Origin of the sequence: Aestuariibaculum sp. M13 (assembly GCF_024723255.1) — a bacterium.
Lineage (GTDB): Bacteria > Bacteroidota > Bacteroidia > Flavobacteriales > Flavobacteriaceae > Aestuariibaculum > Aestuariibaculum lutulentum.
The window spans coordinates 70,032-95,904 of the sequence record NZ_JANIAC010000003.1 but is presented as its reverse complement, the minus strand read 5'-3'; the positions used below and the strand labels follow the sequence as shown (position 1 = coordinate 95,904).

Here is a 25,873-nt window from a genome sequence, read left to right as displayed (position 1 = left end):
TTTCATCCATTTTTTAACACTTTTGGTTAATTTTTACCGATAACTTCTAATATTTCTTATTTTAGCAGTATATCTATACCCATTTTACCCAAAGCAAACATGGTTCAATTAGTTACTAGAGGGATTAAAATCTCGGTCGAAACTACCTACGAAGGCTCTTTTTACAGAGACTACAAAATACAGTATGCTTTCGGCTACACCATTACTATTGAAAACCAAAGTAAAGATGTTGTTCAATTAAATTCACGTCACTGGGACATTTACGATGCTTTAAACAACGTTGAAATTGTAACAGGTGAAGGTGTTATTGGTCAGACTCCAATAATTCAACCCGGCGAATCACATACTTACTCTTCAGGATGCCTGCTTTCTTCCCCTTTTGGAGCCATGAAAGGTTTTTACAACATGCTTAATTTCTCAACCAACAGCATTTTTAAAGTCACTATCCCTACATTTAAACTAAGCGCACCTTTTGCGATAAACTAATAAATTATGAAAACTGTCATTCATCTTGTATGTCTTGTTCTAATTTCAATGACTACAAGCTGCCAGTCAAAAACCGACAAAAGCAAAACTTCTGAAGTTAATAGAGTTGAATTTGCAGAAAATATATCGAGAAAACTTTTAGAAGCACAAAAAAACGGGGACTACTACAAATTAACAGAAGAAGAGGCCACACCAACCATGATTAACGGTCTTAATGAAGACTTACAAAAAAGTTCATACTCTCAGATAAAAAGTATGTTCGGTGATTACCAAGATTTAAAATTTGAATCTTTAAAAATATATCCTAAAAATGGTGAATCTTTTGACATCTATAGGTTTAAAGGCGCTTTCGAAAAAAACAAAGAAGTTGAAGTTCGAGCAGTCTTAAACAAACAAGGCAAACTTTCTGGCTTTTTCATAAAACCCTGGAACGACAACTTATAATTCCCCTACTCTGTTAAAACGATAAACCCTATCCTTTTGTTTAATGTGAAAAAATTTACAGTTTGAGTAGTGAATAAATTCATAAGTTTCATGATACTCAAAGCCATCGTCCTCAATTCTATAAACAGCATCAACATCAACATTCCCGTGAGGTGAAATACGCCTGAATTTAAAATGTAAAGCCTCCTCCAAATCATGCAATTCAAACCAGGCACCGGCAGCAATACCAGATAACCACTGCGATTTATAATGCAAATCTTCAATAGGTTTTGATTGTAATGTTCCGACAAAATTAGGTTTATGGTCTTGCAACCTATCTAAAAAACAACGTATATTTTCACTGGATTGCGAACCTTTAAAAACACATATATCCCCTACCTCAGAAACCTCAAAAACATGAGATGCCGTATTGGCCAACAATACATTTCCAACGGTACTCGGCGTAAACCACTTGGATGTTTCCAACTTGCGTTTAATATTCTTATCTGTCACTGAAGCAATCAAAGCATCAGTAACAAAACGCGCGCAGTTACACGCATTTCTTATAAACGCTGCATACCGAATAAAATGCTTGTTTTGCATTTCGGTAATATGTGCTCGGGCATTTTTATAATCTACAGAAGCACATACCGAAGCCACAAGTTTTCCATCACCATGAGTCAACTTAGGATGTGTTGCTAAAAATTTTAAAATGTCCTCTAAATTTAAAATAGTGTCGCCTTGAATTTCTGCTTTAATAGGAAAATCCAATTCATTATCAGTGTCCTTTCCACGCACTCGCCCCGTAGGTTCTGGCGTTATATAACGTCCGAAATCATGGTATTCCAGACTCCCGGTAGCTTTGTTAATTAATACCAACGCAGCATGTCCTGCTCTTAAATAATTCTTCTTCCCAATTCCTAAAAATCTTAAAAACGGCGAAAACCATTCTTTAGAAACCATAACAATGGTTTCCGGGTAAGCCAGTGTTAAAATGATTCCAGTATTATTCACTAACGATTTCAGGATATTTCAAGGTTTTGTTGGTAATTATATCGTTATGAAGATTTTCATAACACATACTCACCTTATGATTCGACTTTTCTATCTGGGTAATACTTGTAGTTTTAACAAATCCGCGATCCATAATAACACCATAATCTAAATTACCTTGTCCTGCATGTTTGTGAAATTTCATTATGGTTTCTGTAGTCAGTTTATAGTCTTCTTTAAAAGTTTCAAACCAAGATTTACGTTCACTCTTCATCTCTCCTGTATACAAGGTTGAAGACGACCAGATATGTTCTTCCAATGGCAACTCTTTAAAATATTTAAGTTCACCATCCCAAACAAGCTCAAAGAATTTTAAACCATTATTCCAGTCGGCAACCACTATGGTAAACGGCTCAATATCTTCAAAATTATAAGTATGTATTTCATGCTCAATATCTTCTTCAAAAAGCAAAAAATCGGTCGCAACTAAGCCTCTGCTTCGTCTGTAAACATCTCGTCGTTCATGTAAATCGAAAGCGCCATTCAAGACACAAACAACCCGGTTATGTTCACTAACTCCAATCCACGTTCCACCAGAAATCTCATCTTTTGGAAACAATAATTTTGAGTTCTCTTGAGAATAAATCTCAGGAGGAATTGACACTCTAGACGGAGCTTCATCACGATTAGAAGTTAAAATAAAATTGTTATTCCATTTAGGAACCAAAGTAACTGTACACATGCAAATTATAGTCTTTAAACCAAATTGCAACTTACAAAAATCTGTGAAATTTTAACAGGTTTTTGACAATTCACTCCCCCATAAACTCCTTTAAAAAACGTAAATTTGCGAAGAACAAAAACAAACAAAACTAAAAACTCGTAATATGGGAAAAGGATTCTTTAATGTACCTGTTGCAGTCAATGAACCTGTAAAGTCTTACGCTCCGGGAACTCCCGAACGTGATGCTGTATTAGCAGAATACAAAAACATGTATAACAGTACAGTTGATGTACCTTTATATATAAACGGACAAAACATAGAAACTGGAAACACCAGAACCATGTCGCCTCCACACGATCACCAACATGTTGTTGGAACTTACCACTTAGCTGAGAAATCGCATGTTGATGATGCTATCGCAACTGCTTTGGAAGCAAGAAAATCTTGGGCTTTAATGCCATGGGAACAACGTGCTGCTATCTTTTTAAAGGCTGCTGAACTTGTTGCCGGACCTTACCGTTATAAAATTAATGCTGCGACTATGATGGCGCAGTCTAAAAATATTTTCCAGGCTGAAATTGATGCTGCTTGTGAGTTTGTAGACTTTTTACGTTTCAACGTACAGTACATGACTGAAATCTACAGCGAACAACCAAAAAGCACAAGCGATGCATGGAACCGTGTTGAGTACAGACCTCTTGAAGGTTTCACTTACGCTGTAACTCCATTTAACTTTACTGCTATTTCTGGAAACTTACCTGCTTGTATGGCATTAATGGGTAACGTTGTTGTTTGGAAACCAAGTGACAGCCAGATTTACTCTGCTAAAGTAATCATGGACATCTTCGAAGAAGCTGGTGTTCCTGCAGGTGTTATTAATGTAGTTTTCGGTGATCCAGTAATGATTTCTGAAACTGTATTATCGCACCCAGATTTTTCTGGATTACACTTCACGGGTTCTACATTTATTTTTAAAGAACTTTGGAAACAAATAGGAAACAACATTCACAACTATAAAACATACCCAAGAATTGTTGGTGAAACTGGAGGTAAAGATTTCATCATGGCGCATAAATCGGCTAACCCTAAACAAGTAGCTACTGCTATTGTTCGTGGTGCTTTTGAATACCAAGGGCAAAAATGTAGTGCTGCGTCTCGTGCCTACATTCCTTCAAACCTTTGGGATGCTGTTAAAGCACAACTTATTGAAGATGTTAACTCATTTAAAATGGGTTCTCCGGAAGATATGAGCAACTTCATCGCCGCTGTTATTCACGAAGGATCATTCAACAAATTAGTAAAATACATCGAGCAAGCTAAAACGGATGCTGACGCTGAAATTATTCTTGGTGGCGGTTACGATAAGAGCAAAGGCTATTTTGTTGAACCAACAGTAATTGTAACAACAAATCCAAAATACGTAACCATGGAAACTGAGTTATTCGGTCCTGTAATTACTATTTATGTTTACGATGCTGACAAGTACTCTGAAACGTTAAAATTAGTTGACGAAACAAGTGAATACGCATTAACTGGTGCTATTATATCTCAAGACAGATATGCAATTACCGAAGCAACCACAGCTTTACAAAACTGTGCTGGTAACTTCTACATTAACGATAAATGTACAGGTGCCGTTGTAGGTCAGCAACCATTTGGTGGTGCACGTGCTTCAGGAACTAACGATAAAGCAGGAAGCCCTCAAAACTTATTACGTTGGGTATCTCCTCGATTAATAAAAGAAACTTTTGTAACTCCAACGGATTACCGTTACCCATTTTTAGGAGAATAGAAGTCTATATTATGATTATTGAAATAAAGCCTATCAAATTTGATAGGCTTTATTTTTTATGTAGAAATTTATTTATCTTTCAATTGCTATTTCAAAAACAAGAAAGGCACATTTTTTGATTACCATTAACTATGAAAAAACAACTAATCATTACCGCTTTACTTATATCCAGTTTTACAACTTTTGCTCAGGCCAACAAACTCCTGCGACAGGCGGAGCGCAGCACAGATTTAAAAGAACGTATTGAATTATGTGATCAGGTTATTGCTTTAGAACCTAAAAATCTGGATGCTTATTTCTTAAGAGGACTAGCTAAAAATGATACTGGTGATTTCTATGGCGCTATAGTCGATTACTCTAAAATTATTGTTTTAGAACCAGACCCGGACACCTACTACAATCGTGGAAATTCCCGATATGCTTTAAATGATTTTGAAGGCGCTAAGCAAGATTTCGAAAAAGCATTTGAATTGGATCCTAATTTTATTGATGCTCTTTACAGTATGGGCTGTGCTCAATATGACTTAGGTGAATACGAAGACGCCGTGAAAACATTTTGGAAGGTTAATGAAGCTGTTCCTAACAACACTAAAGCCATTTATCGTCGAGCCGACAGTTATAATGCCCTAAAACAATACCGAAACGCATTAAACAATTACACCTTAGCTGTTAACCTTGAAAGATCGTCTACAGCTTTTTATAATCGAGGGGTTTTTCTAATTAGCATTAATTATTATAAAGATGCCCTTAGTGATTTTGAAAAAGCCATCAAAAGAGACGACACAAACTCCAATGCTTACTTCTTTAGAGCAACCTCTCATTTATTTTTAGGAGATTATATCAAAGCTTTTGGCGATTACAATACCGCATTAAAATATGATAATCTGGATTTTGATGCCATGCTAGGTCTCGCCATTGCTAATTACAAAATGAACGACCTAAGCAACGCGAAACTTTTCTTTGAAAAAGCCGGCAATATTATAGATCCGGACAACACCATAGAAGGTATTGACAAGTTTAAGAACACCTATTGGTATACCAACCAACTCTTTTATTTTAAAGAAAGGTATCAGGAATTAATTAAACTGTAAATTAACCTTTGTATTTAAGAGGTAAGTGTACTACCTTTTTAGTTTCAAAAAAATCTTCGTCGTAATAATCGGTTAAATCGTAAATGGTTGCGGTTTTATAATCCTGAAGTTCTTCGGCTAAATCGCCTCCTTTTAAATACAGGATTCCATTTTTAAAATCGTGTCTTTGTTCTTTAGCTATTTTACCTTTTACCCAATGCACAAAAGTTGGCATAGCGGCAACAGCACGACTTACAATAAAATCGTAAGTATCATCAATTTCTTCAACACGAGTATGCGTTGTTTTTACATTGGTTAAACCTAACCCTTCAACAACCTCATTTACTACTTTTAGCTTTTTAGCTATACTATCTACCAAATGAAAAGAACACTCCGGATATAAAATAGCTAATGGAACCCCTGGAAAACCACCACCAGTACCAACATCCATAATTTTACTTCCATCTTTAAACTGCATCACTTTGGCAATTCCTAAAGAATGTAAAACGTGACGTAAGTACAGCTCATCGATGTCTTTTCTCGACACCACATTGATTTTTAAATTCCAATCCTGATACAACGTTTCCAGTAATTTGAATTTATTAATCTGATCTTCTGTCAGGTTTGGGAAGTATTTAAGTATAAGTTCCATTCGTGTTAAATTTTCAACAAAAATATGCTTTTTAAACACATATTTTTATAAAAAAACGTTATAAGTTCAGTCTGTTTATACCTATCTTTGCGCCAGGTATGATAGGCAAATTTTTCATAAGTAATCATATTAAATTTTAAAGAATGTCAAAACAAACGCTTTCCTTTTCAAGAACAGATTCTGCAAAGTTTTTCAGAACACTTAACAAACGTGTAAATGAATACTTTAAAGAAAATGATGTAAAACGTACGGGGAATTGGAAACTTTGGGTTAAAACTATTGTCATGTTTTCAATATTTTTAACGCCTTACTTTTTATTACTAACATTAAACATCCCGGGCTGGGCTCAATTACTATTAACTATTGTTATGGGAATTGGTATGGCCGGTGTCGGCATGAACGTTATGCACGATGGTAACCACGGTGCTTTTTCTAACAAAGAATGGGTTAACCGCCTTATGGGAAGTAGTATTTATATCCTTGCCGGAAATGTGTATAACTGGCAGGTACAACACAATGTACTTCACCACACCTATACCAACATTCACGGTCACGATGAAGATTTAGAAGCCGGACGTATTTTACGTTTTACAGAGCACTCTGAATGGCGTTGGCACCACAGATTTCAACATTACTACTCCGTTTTACTTTACGGTTTATTGACCATAAATTGGGCTATTACTACCGACTGGCAACAAATGCAACGCTACATGAAGCGTAAGTTGTCTTACGGAAAATTCCCAAATCCGGTTTGGAACTGGAGTAAGTTAGTGATCTCTAAAGTTATCTATATCTCCATCTGGATTGTTCTTCCAATGCTTGTTCTAGATATTGCCTGGTGGAAAATTTTAATCGGATTCTTCGTGATGCACTACACCGCCGGATTAATTTTAAGTGTTGTTTTCCAGTTAGCACACGTTATGGAAGAAGCTGAAATGCCACTACCGGAAAAAGACGGTACTATGAAAAATACATGGGCGATTCACCAGTTAAAAACAACAGTTAATTTTGGAGCTAAAAGCAAAATCATTAACTGGTTTACCGGAGGATTAAACCACCAGATTGAACACCACATTTTCCCTCACATCAGTCATATTCACTATGATAAAATCGGGAAAATTGTAAAAGAAACAGCGAAAGAGTTTAACTTACCTTATAACGAATATAAAACCACACGTAAGGCTATCATAGCACATTTCAAGCATTTAAAAGAAATGGGGATGAAACCGGCTTTACAAGTCTAACTATTATTAATTAATTAAATGCAACTACTATCCGATAGAGTTCTAAATATGGCAACGTCTGCGACATTAGCCATGGCTGCAAAAGCAAGAGAACTAAGAAATGAAGGCAAAGATATTATTGGTTTAAGTTTGGGTGAACCAGACTTTAATACACCAGACTTTATTAAAGATGCCGCAATTCAAGCTATTAACGACAACTACAATTCGTATTCTCCTGTAGATGGTTATGCTGATTTGAAAGACGCTATCATTACGAAGTTTAAACGCGATAATAACTTAACATACACACCAGCTCAAATTGTAGTTTCAACAGGTGCTAAACAATCTTTAGCTAACGTTGCTGCCGTTTTAACAAATCCTGGTGATGAAGTTATTGTTCCTTGTCCTTATTGGGTTAGTTATGCTGATATCGTAAAATTATACGACGGTGTACCTGTTGAAGTAGAGACTTCTATTGATACAGATTTTAAAATGACACCTGAACAATTAGAGGCTGCTATTACTCCAAAAACAAAAATGATTTGGTTTAGCTCTCCTTGTAACCCTAGTGGATCTATTTACAGCGCTGAAGAATTAAGAGGTTTAGCAGATGTATTGGCAAAATACCCTAACATTTATGTAGTTTCTGATGAGATTTACGAGCACATCAACTATGTTGGTGGTCATGCGTCTATGGCTCAGTTTGAAGATATGTACGATCGTACCATTACAGTAAACGGTGTATCGAAAGCATTTGCTATGACCGGATGGCGTATTGGTTACATTGGAGCTCCTGAAAAGATTGCTCGTGCATGTAACAAGATTCAAGGACAAATGACAAGTGGTACAAACTGTATCGCTCAACGTGCAACTATAACTGCCCTTAACGAATCTCCAGACCGTGTTAAATACATGATCGACGAGTTTAAAGTACGTCGCGATTTAATCTTAGGATTATTAAAAGATATTGAAGGTTTTGAATGCAACACGCCACAAGGTGCTTTTTATGTATTCCCTAACGTTTCTGCGTTCTTCGGAAAAACATTTAAAGGAAAAACAATCAACAACGCTTCAGATCTTTCTATGTTTTTCTTAGAAGAAGCTTTAGTTGCAACAGTTGATGGTGCTGCTTTTGGTAACCCAAACTGTTTACGTATTTCTTACGCAGCTTCTCAAGAGCAAATTATTGAAGCTATGAGACGTATTAAAGAAGCTTTAAGCTAAAAACACGAAGCATTATATATTTGAAAAGCCACTATTTAAGTGGCTTTTTTTTTATTTAAAATAATAAATACTGAACAATATTAATAACGCTAATACAACTGAAGAAACCACCAATAATTTCATTCTGGCTTTCTTATTCGCCAATTGTACTTTTTCCCGTATCCGAAGCAAATCTGCTTCAGTAGCTTTTGGAAATGTTTTCATTTTCGCATTGGCATAACTGCCTTCCAAAGCTTTATTTTCTTTGCGTTTTGAAACTAAATTTCTGTTATTTTTAAGTGAATTGTTTGCAGCCATCATAGCGCCTTCGCCTCCCATAATTTCTAAAATTTAAAAGTGAAACAAATAGTTAATTCTTAAAATCAAAAAGCACCGCTACAAAACGATGCTTTCATTATTTATTTTTAAAAAGCTGCTTTATCTATAAGTAGTAAAACACTTTCAATTGTTACACCTTTAGAAATTATTTTTCTACGACTTTAGACATATAATTTAAAGTGACTGCACAAATGCAATAAGTTGATCTCTTTCTTCTTTCGACAAGGACTTAAATTCATTTTTAGCATTTTCAGCCTCGCCTCCATGCCATAAAATAGCTTCTTCAATATTTCTTGCTCTTCCGTCATGAAGTAAATAGGTATGTCCGTTTACCACAGAAATCAGTCCAATTCCCCAAAGCGGCTGTGTCCTCCACTCGTTCCCATCGGCAAGAAAGTCTGGCGCATGATCAGCTAAACCTTCTCCCATATCATGTAATAACAAATCGGTGTATGGACGAATCTCCTGATTGCGATTGGCTTCTATATAATAAGAATTATTGGTAGTAAACTTAGGTGTATGGCATTTAGCACAATCTATATCATTAAATATCTGCTTCCCCTTTAACACTTCATCGGTGTCATAATCTCTGCGAGCAGGAACAGCCAAAGTACTTGAATACAGCACCACTCGATCTAAAACTGCGTCTGGCACTTCTGGTTCTCCTCCACTTATAATAGTTGAACCATCGAAACCTGAAGGAAACGTTTCCTCTGGAAAAATAGAGCTCGTTAATCCAATATCTCCTGAAAATGCCCCAGCGACCTGCTGACGAACGGTTGGTTGATTCGCTTTCCATCCAAAACGACCTAATTTTGTAGTATTCGACGTCCTATCAAAAACATAATTTGCCTTTCCTGAAATACCATCAGCATCAGCATCGGTAATATCTTCCGCAGCCAATATGGTTGATTCTGATAATGCTTCAAGTAATCCCATCCCAATCATTTGGTTTGCTACACGCGGTGACACGTGCAAATCTGAAGTCATATCTCCATAATTATAACCTTGAATATTGTAGGTTGGTTTTCTTAATTCCGCCGAGCTACCATCGGGATACATCTCGGTAATATATTCATAGGAAATTGTATAAGCTGCCTCGGCATCTACGCCGTTAATAGCCACATCCTGTAATTGCCCCCCATAAACAGGGTCTGGTAAATATGCCCCGTGAACATCTTGTTGAGACGTACTTAAACGCAATAATAAACCGGTTCCTAATTCACCATCATATTCTGGCGCACGTCCTCTACCATCTTTAAAATGGCAGCTTGCACAAGAAATAGCATTAAAAAATGGCCCTAAACCATCTCTCGCTGTTGCCGTTGCCGGTGCGGTAATCCAACTTTGTCTGAAAAATGAATTTCCTATTCCGAAATCAGTTTCCTGATCTGAAGTTAATCCTCTGGAAAAAAAACCAAAGGCTTCTTCAGAATTATTAACAATCGTTCCATTCTTCCCTCCAGAAAGGTATTCTCCTTCCTCAGGCTTCATAACATAACCGCTTTCATCATCTTTACTGCAACTGTAAAAAACAATGAAAGCGGTTAGTATAATTAATGCTTTATGAAGCATAAAATTAATTCTTCTTAAAGTTCGTTTAATGTAATTCCCAAACTATTCGCCGCATAACTTAGCTCAGAACCAAACAACTGCATTGCTGTTTTAGCTGCAGTTACTTTTGCTCCCTCAATTGATTCCGGTCCTTCTGCAATTGCTAAATCGAATGGAATTAAAGTGGCATCAGTTTTAGCAACAACGTCTGTAATTACACCTTGAATTTCTAAAGCTAATTCCGGATTAACCTCAGCAACTAAATCTGCTATGGACAGTCCTGAAATATTTCCATAAGTTCCTTTATAAACATTGATAGACGCCTGAAGATTTAAACGTACATCTCTGTGGGTATTATCGCTAAAACAAGAATGTTCGTCTTCCTGATCCTGATTAAACAACGCCACATTAACACGCTCGATTGCTAACTCTGAATACACAAGGATAGCTGCTCCATTAAACATTTTCTTAAGGGCTTCATCTTCTGACAACTCTTGTGTAAAATAAGTACGGTAAGCAGCTCCTGGCGCCCAAGCATCTACTAAATACTGAAGGTTTTCTGTTAATAGTTCCGCACAAATTAACAAATAATCGCGTCTTCTACCCTGGTTATCAGCTGTTCCGCCATCAACAAAATCTGTATATGGTCTTAAACCCGCCAATTCTTCTGAAGGCGCAGTTAAATCCTGACCCCACAATAAAAATTCGATAGCATGGAACCCAACACTAATGTTCTTCTCCCCTCCATCTTCATTTAAATCAATTAATAATTGTTTGGTTATACTTGGATAATTAACTAAATCGTTAATGATTCCAGAATCTGAAACACCTTCAACATAATCGATAAAGTTCTCATCTAACGGCCAGCCATTAATTAAGGCTTCCGGTCCGTTTTCATCATCGATTGGTCCATCTACAAAACGGAAAGCTTCTGTCGTTCCATAACTTTCACGAGCTTGTTTCCAAGCCGATTTTGCATTTTCGAAGTTTGCTTCAGTAGGTTGTGAAACAAATACATTTACAACTGTTTCTAAGTTTACAGCATCATTATATGAGTCTAAATAATTCTGATAAACAATTTCAGCGTAATTTTCTATTACTGCACTTTTAGAAATCGACAACTTATCATCGTTATCTTCGTTACATGACACCACCCCCATAATACCGAGGGCTAATGCAAATTTGGTTAGTGTTAATTTTTTCATTTAGATAGATTATATAGTAAATTAGAGCCACAAATATATAATTTATATTTAATCTAAATAAAAATAATAAAATAAAATATAAGAAGTCAATACCAACATCATCATATTAAAGACGGATGATGTTTTACCTATTTCTCCAAAAAAACGGAGTAAACAAGATAAGAACCGTAAATAACTCTAAACGCCCGATAAGCATTAAAAAGGAAGACCACCATTGCGCCAACGGAGGAAGCGCTGCATAATTATTTACAGGACCAAAACTACCTAATGCGGGACCAATATTTCCTAAACTTGATGCTGACAACCCTACGGAAGACGTATAATCGATACCAAACATGGAGAATACTAAAGCGCCAACAATAAAAGATAACATGTATAAAATAAAAAAGGCCAGAATATTAAATACGATATCTCCCGAAATAGCTTTTGTATTATAGCGTACCGGCAAAATCGCATTCGGGTGAAGTGCACGCTTAAATTCTAGAAATCCGTTCTTAATTAGTATTAAGTGACGGACTACTTTTACACCACCTGAGGTACTTCCAGCAGAACCTCCCAAAAACATTAATCCGAAAAAGAACACCACTAAGAATGGCGTCCACAACGTGTAATCCGCTGAAATAAATCCGGTTGTTGTAATAACCGTTAACACTTGAAACAAGGCATGCCTGAAGGCACTTTCACCACGCCCCCAGACCATGGGATGATGAATAGTTGATACAGAATGATCGGCTTTAAAATAGATAATAACCGCCGCTATAATAGAAAACACAAGTATAAACCTGAAGTAAAGTTTAAACTCTTCGTCTTTAATAACTTTCTGAACTTTTCCTTTAAAAGCAAAATAACTGAGTACAAAGTTAGCCCCTGCCAAAAACATAAAAAGTATAACGATATATTGAATAATTGGCTGATCGTTCCAATAGGCTAAACTGGCATTTTTTGTTGAAAAGCCACCTGTAGATACTGTAGCCATTGAGTGATTTATAGCATCGAAAAACGACATGCCCGCCAGTTTAAGAAACACGGTTTCGGCAACAGTGTAACCAAAATAAATCAACCATAAACGTTTTGCTGTGTCTGTAATTCTGGGATGTAACTTATCAGCACTAGGTCCTGGCGCTTCAGCAGCAAATAACTGCATACCCCCGATACCTAACAAAGGTAAAATAGCAATCGCTAAAACAATAATTCCCATACCACCTATCCAATGCGTGGTACTTCTCCAGAACAACACACCTTTTGGAACCGCTTCAATATCGTTTAAGATCGATGCTCCGGTAGTGGTATACCCAGACATGGTTTCAAAAAACGCATTCGTAAAACTAGGTATACTTTCAGTTATCACATAAGGCAAAGTCCCTGATAAAGACATGATAATCCATCCAAAAGCCACAACAATATACCCTTCTCTTTTATTCATTTCTTTGGTATGATGACGCGTAAAAAACATAGCTATTACACCAACCAAAAGCGTTAAAATACCTGCTGTAAAAATTTTAAAAGTAACCCCATCTTCACAAATTAAACTCACCAAAGCCGACAGCAACATAAAGCCTCCATTAAACAAAAGAAGTAAGCCTAAAAAGTGAAAAATGATTTTATAATTAAGTTTCAAAATTGAATATTTTTTGAAGTTGATTAAAGGAACAGCTTTTCTACACGTTTAATAGATTGTAAAAGACAACAAACTACCACTCTATCACCTTCCTGAATTTTAAAGTTTCCTAAAGCTATCATACCAACGCCATCTCGAATAACACCACCTATAATGGCTGAACGCGGAAAATCAATACTTCTAATAACCTTATTACACACAGCAGATGTCGCCTTCACCTCAAACTCTAACAACTCAGCATTTAAATTACTAAGTTTTGTCATTGCAACCACTTCCCCTTTTCTTATATATCTGAAAATATTATTAGCTGCCAATAACTTTTTATTAATAAGCGTATCGATACCAACCGACTGAGACAACTCAAAATAGTCCATATTCTCAACCAAAGCAATGGTCTTTTTAACTCCTTTAGATTTGGCTACCAAACAAGACATGATGTTCGTTTCAGAATTTTCAGTAACGGCAATATAAGCATCCATATCACTGATATTTTCTTCATCTAACAAATCAACATTTCTACCATCACCATGTACCACAAGTACATTAGGTAACAAATCTGCAATATAAAAGGCATGCTCCTTATTCTGTTCAACAAGCTTTAGGTTGAATTTCTTTTTACAAAGATCTCTTGCTGCTTTGTAACCTATTTGACTACCGCCAAGAATCATAACATCCTTAATTTCTCGATTTACCTTTCCGGTTAATCGGCATAGTTCTTCAGCACCACCTTCCGATGTAATAAACACCACATTATCTCCTCGCTCAAATTTAGTATCACCACGAGGAATAATGGTAAACTGCGTACCAAAACGCTGAATAGCGATTGGCACAAAATGTAACTCTGGGAAAATTTCAGCAGCTTCCTTTACTGTTTTTCCAACAAATGAGGCAGACCTTGACAAAGTTAACCCCACCATAGTTAAAGCTCCTCCTTCAAACTCATAAGTATCATTAAATGAAGATTGCTTTAAAGATAGTTCTATCTCTGCCGCTGCTAAAGCTTCCGGAGAAATTAACTCATCAACTCCAAAACGGTCAAAACCTAGCTCCTCTTTATGATGAATAAACTCTGTATTGGAAATTCTAGCAATGGTTTGCTTGGCCCCTAACTGTTTTGCCAGCGCACTTACTGTAATATTTGTGGTTTCGCTGGATGTTACTGCTATAAACAAATCGCAAATCGCTATGCGAGCTTCCTTTAGTATTGTTATAGAAGTTGCATCACCGCGAACCACTCGAATATCTAAATGGGCATCGGCGTAGGCTATACGTTCTTTATCCGGATCGATTAAAGTAATTTCCTGTGATTCGTAGGATAATAATTTTGCCAAATGAAATCCAACTTCTCCAGCACCAGCAATTATTATTTTCATCTGCTAATTTTCATTTTTAAAGAATACATGATACATTCATTAAAGAAATAACTTCGCTATTAATCTTAATTATAGAATGTTTCATTAACCGTTTTTGTAAAAAGTAGTACAAAGATAGAATAATTTACAATTGTTAAATTAAAAGTCCATTTTCATTTCAATTTCCCACTAATTGTAAATTTGCCCTTTTAACGCATTTAGACTTTATTACATATTTTATACTCGGAATAAATTATGTAGGTTTGTCAAAAATTTAAAGCATTGTCAAAAATTAAACCATACAAGAATAGCGATTTAGGAAAAAAAGAGCAGGTAACTCAAATGTTCGACACCATTTCTGGTGATTACGATGGCTTAAATCGTGTTATTTCCTTTGGAATAGATATAAAATGGCGTAACAAAGTTGTTAAAATAGTAAAAGAAAATAACCCTGATACTATTTTAGACATCGCTACAGGAACAGGAGATTTAGCCATTAATTTAGCTGAAACTAATGCATCCAAAATTGTTGGTTTAGACATAAGCAGTGGCATGCTGGAAATTGGTAAAGAAAAAGTAAAGAAAAAAGGTTTAGACAACAGAATTGAAATGATTCTTGGCGATAGTGAAAAAATGCCTTTTGAAGACAATACGTTTGATGCCATTACTGTATCATTTGGGGTTAGAAATTTTGAAACTCTTGAAAACGGTTTAAAAGAAATTTTACGTGTATTAAAACCTGGAGGTACTTTCGTAATTCTTGAGACCTCTATTCCAACAAAAACACCTTATAAACAAGGTTATAATTTCTACTCAAAAAACATCTTACCGCTTATTGGTAAAATATTTTCAAAAGACCGCAGTGCTTACAAATATTTAAGCGAATCGGCTTCTGCTTTTCCTTATGGTGAAGCTTTAAACAATATTTTACGCAAAGTTGGGTTTATTAATGTTGAAGATTATCCGCAAACATTTGGGGTAGCTACCATTTATAAATCATCAAAGTAAAACACCTATATGAAACGCATCCTTGTTGTAATATCCTTTTTATGCTTAGTTCAGGCTGCAAACGCTCAGCTTTTTAGAAGAGATAAAGTTATTTATGATGCCAATCAAGGACGTGGTTCTACCGACAATAATCTATTGCGTTGGGGATACTTTTTAGGTTTTAACTATTTAGATTTCAACTTTGACTATAACCAGGATTTACGTGATATTTATGTAAAACGCAGTCCGGGATTTAATGTGGGGTTAATTGGAAACTTACGTGTCAACGACTTTTTAGATTTACGTTTAGAGCCTGGCTTATTAATTTCAAGTCGAGAATTACATTATAGTGAACAGTATTTTATAGATGAAGAACCTAATGGATCTGATTTAATAAGAGAAGTTAAATCGACTTACATTTATGTTCCTTTATTACTTAAAGTTTCAACCAAACGCATAAACAATTTTAAGCCTTTTATCACCGGAGGGTTTTCAACAGCATTGAACTTATCGGCTAACGAAACCAATCCTAACGACAATAGTAACGGACAGTTTAGAACCAAAAAGAACATGTTGTTTTACGAGTTGGGCTTCGGTATTGATTTCTATCTGCACAACTTTAAATTCACGCCGGCTATTAAAGGTGTTTTTGCTATGAACGATGAGTTAATTAGAGATAAAGACCCGAATAGCCCTTGGACGAGTAACATTCACAGCATGCAAACCAGAGGTGTTTTTATCAACTTCACATTTCAATAAAAACACTGAAAAATTAAGATTTAGAAAACTAAAATCTACGCTTAAACTCACTTAATAAAATAGCGGTTGCCGTAGCTACATTTAAACTTTCGGTCGCTTGCAAATCACCAAATCTTGGTATTGAAATCTTATCGGTTACCAGATTTTCAATTTCTTTCGATATACCGTTAGCTTCATTACCCATAACTAAAATCCCATTTTTAGGCAAGTCTGAGCTATATACATTATCCCCTTCCATAAACGCGCCAAACACCGGTACAGGTACCAAACTAATAAATTCTTCCAGATTTACATAGTTAATATTTACGCGGGTAATAGACCCCATAGTAGCCTGAATCACCTTCGGGTTAAAACAATCTACCGTCTCTTTGCTACACACCAGATCTTTAATTCCAAACCAATCGCATAACCTAATTATGGTTCCTAAATTTCCAGGATCGCGAACACTATCTAAAGCCACTATTAAATTATTACTATCAATAGCTTCTGGTTTTGGCATTTTAAAAACTGCTAAGGCTGTATTTGGTGTAGTTAAGAAACTAATACGTTTTAAGTCGGCTTCTGAAATTACAGTTTCCAGTTTGGCATCAATATTGAAGCTTTCAGTCGTATATAAGGCATAAAGCGTTAATGAAGAAGCTAATAGTTCTTTTATCGTTTTAACACCTTCTACAACAAACAAACCATGTTGCTGACGGTATTTTTTTTGCTTTAAACTGGTTATTAACTTTATTTGACTTTTAGAAAGCATGTAATTAAATGACTTTAAATCTGATTTTAGGGTATAAAGAAATAAAAAAATACTCTGACGAAAGTCTTAATTTATCTAAATCTTTTTTAAGACAAACACATTTTAGATATTTTAAGTTAAACTCAACAAATAAGCACTGAAAAAAATAAAAATAAACTCATGAAATAATGTATTTTTGAGCCTATAAAAGGTGTTTTTTATTTCAGTTAGTAAAAGAATATCAATAACCTACAATAATTATAAATTTCATTTGAAACAACACGTCCTAAAAATATCAATACTAACAGCAATAGCCAGTTATCTTTTTTCTTGTGATGCTGTAAAACGAGTTGGTGAAAATGAACATTTATTAACCAATAACACGGTTATTATTAACGACAAAAAAAATAGCACTGAAACAATCAACAACCTACTGTACCAAAAACCGAATAGTAAGGTACCGGTTTTAGGAACTCCTTTGCGATTACAAATTTACAACTTAGCCAGACCCGATATAGATTCTATCATGGATGAAAAAATCTATAACGACCCTAAAAAACTGGCGCGTAAAACCAAACTTGTATCGAGAAAACAATTAGACAGATACGTTGACAACCGTATAGGTTTTAACAAATGGCTAAAAACTACAGGAGAACCACCTGTGATTGTAGATGAAGACAAAACAGAAAAATCGGTAAAACGATTAGAAGATTATCACATTAATAATGGCTGGTTCGATGTAGAAGCTAGTTACATTATTAATAGAAATGAAAACAAACGTGCCGATGTTGAATACAAAGTAGAAACTGGCCCTGCATTTATTTTAGATACCATTACAACAAAAATAAAATCGCCGGTTGTTGATTCTATTTACCACAAAAAAATATTGCGAAACAGTCGAATAAAATCGAACGAACAATATAAAACTTCAAATTTCGAGCAGGAACGCGAAAGAATTTCAAACGAACTTAGAAATTCCGGGCTATATTATTTCAATCAGGATTATGTAGCTTTTGAAATCGACACCATTGGCACCAACAAAAAGGTGAATGTTGATATTCAAATTCAGAACAGAGCCATTCGAACACAAGATTCTTTAATTCGAGTTCCATTCAATGTTTATAAAATAAAAGATGTAAACATTATAACCGATTATACTTTTGATGACCGTAACAAACCTTTTCAGGATTCAATAACATTTGAAGGTTTTAAACTTTACAGTTACGGTAAAATGCGTTATCGCCCTAAAGCCTTAACCGATGCTATTTTTATTCAACCGGGAAGTATTTTTAAAGATAACGACCGAACCTTAACTTATAGACATATTAATGGACTACGAACCTTTAAGTATCCTAATATTGAATACATAGAAAACGACGATCATACCTTAACCGACACCATTCGGCTAACACCACTTAAAAAATTCAGTTTAGGATTTAGTGCCGATGTTTCTCAAAGTAATATTCAAACCATTGGGTTTTCATTAAACCCGAGTTTATTAATGCGTAATATTTTTAGGGGTGCCGAAACTTTAGAAATTTCAGCTATCGGGTCTATTGGTTCTTCAAAAGATCAAAAAGTGGGTGATCCGTTTTTCGATATTAACGAAATTGGTGCCGATTTAAAACTAACCATTCCTCGTTTCTTTTTTCCGTTTAACACCAACAGAATTATCGCGAAAGACATGTCGCCGAGTACACGAATTTCGCTTTCAACCACCAGTCAGACTAACATTGGTTTAGATAAACAAACGCTTAGTGGTGTGTTTAATTACAACTGGTCGCCATCAAGAAAAGTGACCGACCGTCTTGATGTTTTCAATATACAATACGTTAGAAATTTAAATGCTGAAAATTATTTTAATATTTATACTAGTTCTTTCGATAATCTGGAAAATATTGCCCTGAACTCATACAATACCCCTTCTGAATTTATTGAAGAGAAAAAAAATGGTAAAGAATATTTAATTGTTGAAAAGTCTGATGAGTTCATTGATCTGGTTTTATCTGATAATGCCTATCAAAATAGCAACCCAGACGAATACAAGCAAGTTAACAATATTAGTGAGCGTAAACAAAGACTTACAGAAAACAACTTAATTCTGGCATCAAGCTTTAGTTTAACCAACGACGAGCGCACCAACTTGTTTGATGAAGATTTCTCCATTTTCCGTTTTAAAATAGAAACGGCAGGAAATCTCATTTCAGGAATGTCTGATATTCTTGGACTTAAAAAAGATGATAACAACCGTTACGAATTGTTTAATGTGGCCTACTCACAGTATGTAAAAACAGAATTAGACTATGTTAAGCACTGGGATTTAGGCAAAAAGAACATCTTAGCTGTGCGTAGTTTTTTAGGCATTGCCATACCATATGGTAACTCAACGAATATCCCATTCTCCAAGAGTTTCTTTGCAGGAGGAGCTAACGACAACCGAGCCTGGACTGCCTATAGTTTAGGCCCTGGAAGTTCCAGAAGCAGCAACGATTTTAACGAAGCCAACTTAAAAATTGCTTTAGGAGCTGAACAACGCTTCAATATTTTCGAGGATCTTAATGGTGCCTTCTTTATTGATGCAGGCAACATTTGGAACGTATTGGATGATGTTGAAGATGAAAATGCCGTTTTTTCAGATTTTAGTTCGTTAAAGGATATCGCTATTGGCTCTGGTTTTGGATTACGTTACGATTTTAGCTTTTTCGTGTTCCGTTTCGATATTGGTTTTAAAACTTACGATCCTTCATATCAAGATCAGAATCGTTGGTTTAACGACTATAACTTTTCTAATGCTGTTTATAACATTGGTATCAACTATCCTTTCTAACTACCAGTAACAGACAAAACCACAACATTTCATATTCGTAATAACTAATTGTATTCTTTTATAAAAACTACAACGTTTTAGTTTATTTTTAGCATTTTACCACTCAAAAACAAGCCTGCTTTATATAAAAATTGATTATTTTTGGCTCTTACAAACTAAAAAAACAAAATTTAAATAAAATGGGACACAATATTAAACCAGGAGTTGCTACAGGACAAGAAGTTCAAGCAATTTTCAAACTTGCCAAAGAAAAAGGATTTGCTTTACCAGCAGTTAACGTCATCGGTTCAGACACTATAAACGGTGTGTTAGAAACTGCAGCTGCCTTAAATGCTCCGGTAATCATTCAGTTTTCTAATGGTGGTGCCCAATTTAACGCAGGTAAAGGTTTAAATAACGACGGACAAAAAGCGGCTATCGCAGGGGCTATTGCTGGAGCAAAACACGTACATACTTTAGCTGAAGCTTACGGTGTTCCTGTAATTTTACACACAGACCACTGTGCTAAAAAGTTATTACCTTGGATTGATGGTTTATTAGATGCAAGCGAAAAACACTTCGCTGAAACTGGTAAATCGCTTTTCAGCTCACATATGATTGACCTTTCAGAAGAGCCAATTGAAGAAAACATTGAAATCTGTAAAACCTATTTAGAGCGTATGAGCAAAATGGGAATGACTTTAGAAATAGAGTTAGGTATTACAGGTGGTGAAGAAGATGGTGTTGACAACTCTGATGTTGATGACTCTAAATTATACACTCAACCAGAAGAAGTTGCTTACGCTTACGAAGAATTAAGCAAAGTAAGTCCACAGTTTACTATTGCTGCAGCTTTCGGAAACGTTCACGGTGTTTACAAACCAGGTAACGTAAAATTAACTCCGAAAATCTTAAAAAATTCTCAAGAATATATTTCAGAAAAATATGGAGTTGAGCATAACCACATCGATTTTGTATTCCACGGTGGTTCTGGATCTTCAGTTGAAGAAATTCGCGAAGGTATTAGCTACGGTGTAATTAAAATGAACATCGATACCGATTTACAATATGCATTCATGGAAGGAATCCGTGACTATATGGGAGCTAAAGCTGAATATTTAAAAGGGCAAATTGGAAATCCTGAAGGAGACGATTCTCCAAACAAAAAATTCTATGATCCACGTGTTTGGTTACGTGAAGGTGAAAAAACGTTTGTTGAGCGTTTAAAAAAGGCTTTCGAAGATTTAAACAACGTAAACACGTTATAATAAACATCGAAAAAAACATAAAAGACTCTACTTAAGTAGGGTCTTTTTTTATACTTAGATATTTACAAAACAAGTATTTATACTCTAAAAAATAAGATTTTAAGCAATAAAAGAGATACGAATTGTCTCAAAACTAAAAAAAGACTTAATTTTGTGCACTGTTTTATTATCAAGTTTCGTTTATTTGACAAATAAAAAAGCTTAAAACAGAGCAAAATAAAAGGATAGATAATCCGTAGTGCAAACAGAAATGTTTCAGATTAAAATCTAAAAAATCATAAATCATTATGTCTTGGTTTAAAAGAACAACAAAAGGAATAACCACTACTACCGAAGAGAAAAAAGACACCCCTAGAGGATTATGGTACAAATCTCCAACTGGTAAAATTGTAGACGCAGAAGAATTAGAAAAAAATTTTTACGTGAGTCCTGAAGATGGTTACCACGTTAGAATTGGAAGTAAAGAATACTTCGAAATTCTTTTCGATGATAATAAATTTAAAGAATTAGATAAAAATTTAGAGTCTAAAGACCCTTTAAAATTCGTAGACACTAAAAAGTATCCAGACCGTTTAAAAACGGCTCAGGAGAAAACCAAACTTAAAGATGCCGTGCGCGTTGGTGTTGGTAAATCTAAAGGTAAAGATTTAGTAGTTGCCTGTATGGATTTCGCTTTTATTGGAGGATCTATGGGTAGTGTTGTTGGTGAAAAAATTGCTCGTGCAGCCGATTATTCTTTAAAAAACAACATACCATTAATGGTTATCTCTAAATCGGGAGGTGCTCGTATGATGGAAGCTGCTTTATCATTAATGCAGTTAGCTAAAACTTCGGTAAAATTAGCTCAATTAGCCGATGCTCAAATTCCGTATATCTCACTTTGTACCGACCCTACTACAGGAGGAACAACTGCTTCTTTTGCGATGTTGGGGGATATTAACATTAGTGAGCCAGGAGCTTTAATTGGTTTCGCTGGACCTAGAATTGTAAGAGATACAACTGGTAAAGAACTACCAGAAGGTTTCCAAACTGCTGAATTCTTATTAGAACACGGTTTTTTAGATTTCATCACCGTTCGAAAAGAATTAAAAAACAAAGTGAATCAATATCTGGATTTAATTTTAAATCAGCCGTTAAGAGCTTAATTAAAATATCATTCAGTTTAAAATACAGAGAAAAGCGACTTATTGAGTCGCTTTTTCTTTTTAAAAAACACCTAAATCATTTATACTCAATATATTTAACCTTCACAACAACAACCCAAATCTTGTAATATGAAAATTAAATTACCAGTTTTAGCAATAATATTATTCACCTTTTTTAGTTGTGAAGAACTAGACAAACTCACTGAATTTAATGTAAGTGACAATTTTGGAACAACACTGGAAGTTTCAATCCCTGAAGACGCATCAACAACATGGTCTCAAGAAGTTTCTGTAGATTTAGCTTCTAACGAACAAGTTCAGCAAAATCTAGATTACGTTCAAAATGTAACAATAACCAACCTAAGTTTTGAAATTACAGATTATATTGGTGCCGTCGATACTCAGTTAACAGAAGTCTCCATTAACATTGCAGGGACAAGTATAACTATTAACGAAGCTATTATTCTAAAAACAGCAGATGACAACAATCAAACCTTCCCTATTGGAACAAAAGAACAATGGGCTATAATTGCAGCATATTTAAAACAAGCAGAAAGCGTTACTGCAACATTAACTGGAATAGTTAGTGCAACTCCTGTAGAGTTCAATGTAGTAATCGATGTTAAAGCTACAATAACTATTGATGTTATCTAATTCAAAAAACTCGCACAAAAAATCGACCGCCAATGGCCCATTTTTCTTTTTAACATATTAGCTTGTAAATCATTTTTAATTCCTATATTTGCCGCTCGAAAGATAGTCTTTCGTTTACATAACAATTATTTACAATAATATTAGCATGTATTTATCAAAAGAAGTAAAAGAAGAAATCTTCGCAAAACACGGTAAAGGAACAAACGATACTGGTTCTGCTGAAGGACAAATCGCGTTATTTACGCACAGAATTAATCACTTAACTGAACACTTAAAAAAGAATCGTAAAGATTTTAACACTGAGCGTTCATTAGTAAAATTAGTAGGTAAGCGTCGTGCTTTACTAGATTACTTAACTAAGAAAGATATCTTAAGATACCGTGCTATAGTTAAAGAACTAGGTTTAAGAAAATAATTCGAAAAGAGGCTTTTACAGCCTCTTTTTTGTTTATACACTACTCATGTGCAAGAGTCTAAACCGCACAAAATAAGAAGCTAATTACAGTTTTTCATTGGTCAAACACACAACAACTACACACAACAACACAGCGACCATTGTTTAATTAGAATTAAAAAATTTATGATTCCAAAAACATTTAAAGAGGTTATAAACCTTGGTGATGGTAGAGAAATCTCTATCGAAACCGGAAAATTAGCAAAGCAAGCGCATGGTAGCGTTGTGGTGCAATCTGGAAACTGTATGTTATTATGTACAGTTGTTTCTAACTATCAACAAGCTGATGTAGATTTCTTACCATTAACAGTAGACTACCGCGAAAAATTTGCTGCTGCTGGTCGATACCCTGGTGGATTCTTCAAAAGAGAAGCTAGGCCAAGTGACGGAGAGGTTTTAACCATGCGTTTAGTAGACCGTGTGTTACGCCCGTTATTCCCAAAAGATTACCACAGCGAAACGCAAATCATGATTCAATTAATGTCTCATGACCCAGAAGTTATGCCAGATGCTTTAGCTGGATTAGCTGCTTCTGCTGCTATTCAATTAAGTGATATTCCTTTCGAAACTCCTATTTCTGAAGTTAGAGTTGGTCGCATTAACGGTGAGTTAATCATCAACCCTTCTTTAGCACAGTTAGAAGAAAGTGATATCGATATGGTTATTGGTGCTTCTTCAGACTCTGTTATGATGGTTGAAGGTGAGATGAAAGAGATCTCTGAAGAGGAAATGACTGAAGCGATCAAATTCGCTCACGAAGCTATTAAAGTACAATGTGAAGCTCAGCTTAAATTAGCAGAAGCTTTCGGTAAAAAAGAAACTCGTGAATACGAACCAGAACGCGCTGACGAAGATTTAGCTAAAAAGATTCACGACATGGCATACGATAAAGTGTATGCTGTTGCTAAAGCAGGATCTTCTAAACACGAAAGAGGTGCTGCATTCGCTGCTATTAAAGAAGAAGTTGTTGCTTCATTCTCTGAAGAAGAACAAGAAGAATACGGCGATTTAATTTCTAAATACTACAGCAAAGCTGAAAAGAATGCTGTTAGAGATTTAACATTAAATGAAGGTTTACGTTTAGACGGACGTAAAACTACAGATATCAGACCAATCTGGTGTGAGGTTGATTATTTACCATCTACTCATGGCTCATCAATCTTCACTCGTGGGGAAACTCAGGCATTAGCTACTGTAACTTTAGGTACATCTAAAGAAGCTAACATGATTGATATGCCATCTCAGGAAGCTGAAGAGCGTTTCTATTTACATTACAACTTCCCTCCTTTCTCAACGGGTGAGGCTCGTCCAATTCGTGGAACTTCTCGTCGTGAAGTAGGACACGGTAACTTAGCACAACGTGCTTTAAAAGGAATGATTCCTGCAGATTGCCCATATACTGTTCGTGTAGTTTCTGAAATTTTAGAATCTAACGGTTCGTCTTCTATGGCTACTGTTTGTGCTGGTACTATGGCGCTTATGGATGCCGGTGTACAAATGGTAAAACCTGTTTCAGGTATTGCTATGGGATTAATCACCGATACTGAAACTGGTAAATACGCTGTATTATCAGATATCTTAGGAGATGAAGATCACTTAGGTGATATGGACTTTAAAGTAACTGGTACCGAGGACGGTATTACGGCTTGTCAAATGGATATTAAAGTAAAAGGATTATCTTATGAAATTCTTGTACAAGCTTTAAAACAAGCTCGTGATGGTCGTTTACATATTTTAGGAAAAATAACTGATACAATTTCTACACCTAACGAAAGTGTTAAGGCTCATGCTCCTAAAATGGTTACTACTACTATTCCTAACCAGTTTATTGGTGCTTTAATTGGACCTGGTGGAAAAGTAATTCAAGAGTTACAAAAAGAAACTAAAACAACTATCGTTATTAACGAAGATCCGGTTACTGAAGAAGGTATTGTTGAGATTTTAGGCACTGATCAAAACGGTATTGACAAAGTTTTAGCTAAAATTGATTCTTTAATGTTTAAACCTCAAGTTGGAGAAGTTTACGAAGTAAAAGTTGTAAAAATGTTAGATTTCGGAGCGGTTGTAGAATATACAAAAGCACCAGGAAACGAAGTATTATTACACGTAAGCGAATTAGCTTGGGAACGTACTGAAAATGTTTCTGACGTTGTAAATATGGGTGATGTATTTGAAGTGAAATACTTTGGTACAGATCCAAAAACACGTAAAGAAAAAGTTTCTCGTAAAGCGATTTTACCAAAACCTGAAGGTTATGTAGCGCGTCCACCAAGAGACAATAACAACAAAGGGGGAAGCAGAGACAATAGAGATAACAGAAATCGCGATAACCGTCGTGATGACAGAAAACCAAGAAATGATAGAAAAGAAGAATAATTTTTTATCTACTCTATAAAACTAAAATCCCGCAAAGTATTTTGTGGGATTTTTTTATTC

The 25,873-nt window shown here is 35.3% G+C and carries 23 protein-coding genes; 14 read left to right on the top strand and 9 right to left on the bottom strand.

Going from position 1 to position 25,873, the window contains the following annotated elements; all coding sequences use genetic code 11:
• Positions 1-99: 99 nt before the first annotated feature.
• A complete protein-coding gene (gene apaG / locus NO995_RS11660; protein ID WP_258227671.1) occupies positions 100-486 on the top strand; it encodes a Co2+/Mg2+ efflux protein ApaG in 387 nt (128 codons plus the stop codon).
• A 6-nt stretch (positions 487-492) separates the two neighbouring features.
• Entirely contained in the window at positions 493-930 is a 438-nt protein-coding gene (locus tag NO995_RS11655) for a hypothetical protein (protein WP_258227670.1), read from the top strand.
• On the opposite strand, the gene NO995_RS11650 is transcribed toward NO995_RS11655, so the two are convergent.
• Positions 925-1,923 carry a DUF6695 family protein gene (locus NO995_RS11650; RefSeq protein ID WP_258227669.1) on the bottom strand — a complete coding sequence of 333 codons (999 nt, stop codon included), beginning with the start codon at positions 1,921-1,923 and terminating at the stop codon, positions 925-927. The two genes, NO995_RS11655 and NO995_RS11650, sit on opposite strands and share 6 nt — an antisense overlap.
• Positions 1,916-2,644 carry an NRDE family protein gene (locus NO995_RS11645; protein WP_258227668.1) on the bottom strand — a complete coding sequence of 243 codons (729 nt, stop codon included), beginning with the start codon at positions 2,642-2,644 and terminating at the stop codon, positions 1,916-1,918. Before NO995_RS11645 ends, NO995_RS11650 begins: the two co-directional genes overlap by 8 nt.
• A gap of 145 nt (positions 2,645-2,789) precedes the next feature.
• Between NO995_RS11645 and pruA the strand changes: the two genes are divergently transcribed.
• Positions 2,790-4,418 (top strand): L-glutamate gamma-semialdehyde dehydrogenase, encoded by a 1,629-nt coding sequence (gene pruA, locus NO995_RS11640; protein WP_258227667.1) that lies wholly within the window; start codon positions 2,790-2,792, stop codon positions 4,416-4,418.
• Between the two features lie 131 nt (positions 4,419-4,549).
• Positions 4,550-5,509: a tetratricopeptide repeat protein gene (locus tag NO995_RS11635; RefSeq protein WP_258227666.1), complete on the top strand. Its 960-nt coding sequence runs from the start codon at positions 4,550-4,552 to the stop codon at positions 5,507-5,509.
• Position 5,510: 1 nt separating this feature from the next.
• Here NO995_RS11635 and rsmG read toward each other — a convergent pair whose 3' ends face one another.
• Entirely contained in the window at positions 5,511-6,140 is a 630-nt protein-coding gene (rsmG, locus tag NO995_RS11630; RefSeq protein ID WP_258227665.1) for a 16S rRNA (guanine(527)-N(7))-methyltransferase RsmG, read from the bottom strand.
• Between the two features lie 143 nt (positions 6,141-6,283).
• Between rsmG and NO995_RS11625 the strand changes: the two genes are divergently transcribed.
• Both NO995_RS11625 and NO995_RS11620 read left to right on the top strand, forming a co-directional pair.
• Complete coding sequence (locus NO995_RS11625) at positions 6,284-7,384, top strand: acyl-CoA desaturase (RefSeq protein ID WP_240574715.1); 1,101 nt, start codon at positions 6,284-6,286, stop codon at positions 7,382-7,384.
• Between the two features lie 18 nt (positions 7,385-7,402).
• Positions 7,403-8,587 (top strand): pyridoxal phosphate-dependent aminotransferase, encoded by a 1,185-nt coding sequence (locus NO995_RS11620; RefSeq protein WP_258227664.1) that lies wholly within the window; start codon positions 7,403-7,405, stop codon positions 8,585-8,587.
• Between the two features lie 51 nt (positions 8,588-8,638).
• Here the strand turns inward: NO995_RS11620 and NO995_RS11615 are convergent, their stop codons facing one another.
• From NO995_RS11615 to trkA, 5 genes are all read right to left on the bottom strand, one after another.
• The gene (locus NO995_RS11615; RefSeq protein ID WP_240574713.1) at positions 8,639-8,905 is read right to left on the bottom strand and encodes a hypothetical protein; all 267 of its coding nucleotides are present in this window, start codon (positions 8,903-8,905) and stop codon (positions 8,639-8,641) included.
• A gap of 174 nt (positions 8,906-9,079) precedes the next feature.
• Positions 9,080-10,480, bottom strand: coding sequence for a di-heme oxidoredictase family protein (locus tag NO995_RS11610; protein ID WP_258227663.1), 1,401 nt, complete (start codon positions 10,478-10,480; stop codon positions 9,080-9,082).
• A 14-nt stretch (positions 10,481-10,494) separates the two neighbouring features.
• On the bottom strand, positions 10,495-11,664 hold the full coding sequence (locus tag NO995_RS11605; protein ID WP_258227662.1) for an imelysin family protein: 1,170 nt from the start codon (positions 11,662-11,664) through the stop codon (positions 10,495-10,497).
• Between the two features lie 124 nt (positions 11,665-11,788).
• The gene (locus NO995_RS11600; protein WP_258228013.1) at positions 11,789-13,285 is read right to left on the bottom strand and encodes a TrkH family potassium uptake protein; all 1,497 of its coding nucleotides are present in this window, start codon (positions 13,283-13,285) and stop codon (positions 11,789-11,791) included.
• Between the two features lie 20 nt (positions 13,286-13,305).
• The gene (gene trkA / locus NO995_RS11595; protein WP_258227661.1) at positions 13,306-14,655 is read right to left on the bottom strand and encodes a Trk system potassium transporter TrkA; all 1,350 of its coding nucleotides are present in this window, start codon (positions 14,653-14,655) and stop codon (positions 13,306-13,308) included.
• A gap of 261 nt (positions 14,656-14,916) precedes the next feature.
• Between trkA and ubiE the strand changes: the two genes are divergently transcribed.
• Both ubiE and NO995_RS11585 read left to right on the top strand, forming a co-directional pair.
• Positions 14,917-15,642: a bifunctional demethylmenaquinone methyltransferase/2-methoxy-6-polyprenyl-1,4-benzoquinol methylase UbiE gene (gene ubiE / locus NO995_RS11590; protein ID WP_240574708.1), complete on the top strand. Its 726-nt coding sequence runs from the start codon at positions 14,917-14,919 to the stop codon at positions 15,640-15,642.
• A gap of 9 nt (positions 15,643-15,651) precedes the next feature.
• On the top strand, positions 15,652-16,380 hold the full coding sequence (locus NO995_RS11585) for a porin family protein (RefSeq protein WP_258227660.1): 729 nt from the start codon (positions 15,652-15,654) through the stop codon (positions 16,378-16,380).
• Positions 16,381-16,408: 28 nt separating this feature from the next.
• Here NO995_RS11585 and NO995_RS11580 read toward each other — a convergent pair whose 3' ends face one another.
• The gene (locus NO995_RS11580) at positions 16,409-17,131 is read right to left on the bottom strand and encodes an RNA methyltransferase (RefSeq protein ID WP_258227659.1); all 723 of its coding nucleotides are present in this window, start codon (positions 17,129-17,131) and stop codon (positions 16,409-16,411) included.
• Positions 17,132-17,381: 250 nt separating this feature from the next.
• Between NO995_RS11580 and NO995_RS11575 the strand changes: the two genes are divergently transcribed.
• From NO995_RS11575 to NO995_RS11550, 6 genes are all read left to right on the top strand, one after another.
• The gene (locus NO995_RS11575; protein WP_258227658.1) at positions 17,382-19,937 is read left to right on the top strand and encodes a BamA/TamA family outer membrane protein; all 2,556 of its coding nucleotides are present in this window, start codon (positions 17,382-17,384) and stop codon (positions 19,935-19,937) included.
• Between the two features lie 179 nt (positions 19,938-20,116).
• Positions 20,117-21,184: a class II fructose-bisphosphate aldolase gene (fbaA, locus tag NO995_RS11570; protein WP_240574704.1), complete on the top strand. Its 1,068-nt coding sequence runs from the start codon at positions 20,117-20,119 to the stop codon at positions 21,182-21,184.
• 287 nt (positions 21,185-21,471) lie between these two features.
• The gene (gene accD / locus NO995_RS11565; protein ID WP_240574703.1) at positions 21,472-22,329 is read left to right on the top strand and encodes an acetyl-CoA carboxylase, carboxyltransferase subunit beta; all 858 of its coding nucleotides are present in this window, start codon (positions 21,472-21,474) and stop codon (positions 22,327-22,329) included.
• 129 nt (positions 22,330-22,458) lie between these two features.
• Positions 22,459-22,983: a hypothetical protein gene (locus tag NO995_RS11560; protein WP_258227657.1), complete on the top strand. Its 525-nt coding sequence runs from the start codon at positions 22,459-22,461 to the stop codon at positions 22,981-22,983.
• A 145-nt stretch (positions 22,984-23,128) separates the two neighbouring features.
• Positions 23,129-23,398 (top strand): 30S ribosomal protein S15, encoded by a 270-nt coding sequence (gene rpsO / locus NO995_RS11555; RefSeq protein ID WP_240574701.1) that lies wholly within the window; start codon positions 23,129-23,131, stop codon positions 23,396-23,398.
• Positions 23,399-23,563: 165 nt separating this feature from the next.
• Positions 23,564-25,813, top strand: coding sequence for a polyribonucleotide nucleotidyltransferase (locus tag NO995_RS11550; protein WP_240574700.1), 2,250 nt, complete (start codon positions 23,564-23,566; stop codon positions 25,811-25,813).
• Positions 25,814-25,873 lie beyond the last annotated feature (60 nt).

Coding starts and splice junctions, on each gene's coding strand:
- apaG (WP_258227671.1), top strand. CDS start 100: ATGGTTCAATTAGTTACTAGAGGGATTAAAATCTCGGTCGAAACTACC.
- NO995_RS11655 (WP_258227670.1), top strand. CDS start 493: ATGAAAACTGTCATTCATCTTGTATGTCTTGTTCTAATTTCAATGACT.
- NO995_RS11645 (WP_258227668.1), bottom strand. CDS start 2,644: ATGTGTACAGTTACTTTGGTTCCTAAATGGAATAACAATTTTATTTTA.
- pruA (WP_258227667.1), top strand. CDS start 2,790: ATGGGAAAAGGATTCTTTAATGTACCTGTTGCAGTCAATGAACCTGTA.
- NO995_RS11635 (WP_258227666.1), top strand. CDS start 4,550: ATGAAAAAACAACTAATCATTACCGCTTTACTTATATCCAGTTTTACA.
- rsmG (WP_258227665.1), bottom strand. CDS start 6,140: ATGGAACTTATACTTAAATACTTCCCAAACCTGACAGAAGATCAGATT.
- NO995_RS11625 (WP_240574715.1), top strand. CDS start 6,284: ATGTCAAAACAAACGCTTTCCTTTTCAAGAACAGATTCTGCAAAGTTT.
- NO995_RS11620 (WP_258227664.1), top strand. CDS start 7,403: ATGCAACTACTATCCGATAGAGTTCTAAATATGGCAACGTCTGCGACA.
- NO995_RS11615 (WP_240574713.1), bottom strand. CDS start 8,905: ATGGGAGGCGAAGGCGCTATGATGGCTGCAAACAATTCACTTAAAAAT.
- NO995_RS11610 (WP_258227663.1), bottom strand. CDS start 10,480: ATGCTTCATAAAGCATTAATTATACTAACCGCTTTCATTGTTTTTTAC.
- NO995_RS11605 (WP_258227662.1), bottom strand. CDS start 11,664: ATGAAAAAATTAACACTAACCAAATTTGCATTAGCCCTCGGTATTATG.
- trkA (WP_258227661.1), bottom strand. CDS start 14,655: ATGAAAATAATAATTGCTGGTGCTGGAGAAGTTGGATTTCATTTGGCA.
- NO995_RS11585 (WP_258227660.1), top strand. CDS start 15,652: ATGAAACGCATCCTTGTTGTAATATCCTTTTTATGCTTAGTTCAGGCT.
- NO995_RS11580 (WP_258227659.1), bottom strand. CDS start 17,131: ATGCTTTCTAAAAGTCAAATAAAGTTAATAACCAGTTTAAAGCAAAAA.
- fbaA (WP_240574704.1), top strand. CDS start 20,117: ATGGGACACAATATTAAACCAGGAGTTGCTACAGGACAAGAAGTTCAA.
- accD (WP_240574703.1), top strand. CDS start 21,472: ATGTCTTGGTTTAAAAGAACAACAAAAGGAATAACCACTACTACCGAA.
- NO995_RS11560 (WP_258227657.1), top strand. CDS start 22,459: ATGAAAATTAAATTACCAGTTTTAGCAATAATATTATTCACCTTTTTT.
- rpsO (WP_240574701.1), top strand. CDS start 23,129: ATGTATTTATCAAAAGAAGTAAAAGAAGAAATCTTCGCAAAACACGGT.
- NO995_RS11550 (WP_240574700.1), top strand. CDS start 23,564: ATGATTCCAAAAACATTTAAAGAGGTTATAAACCTTGGTGATGGTAGA.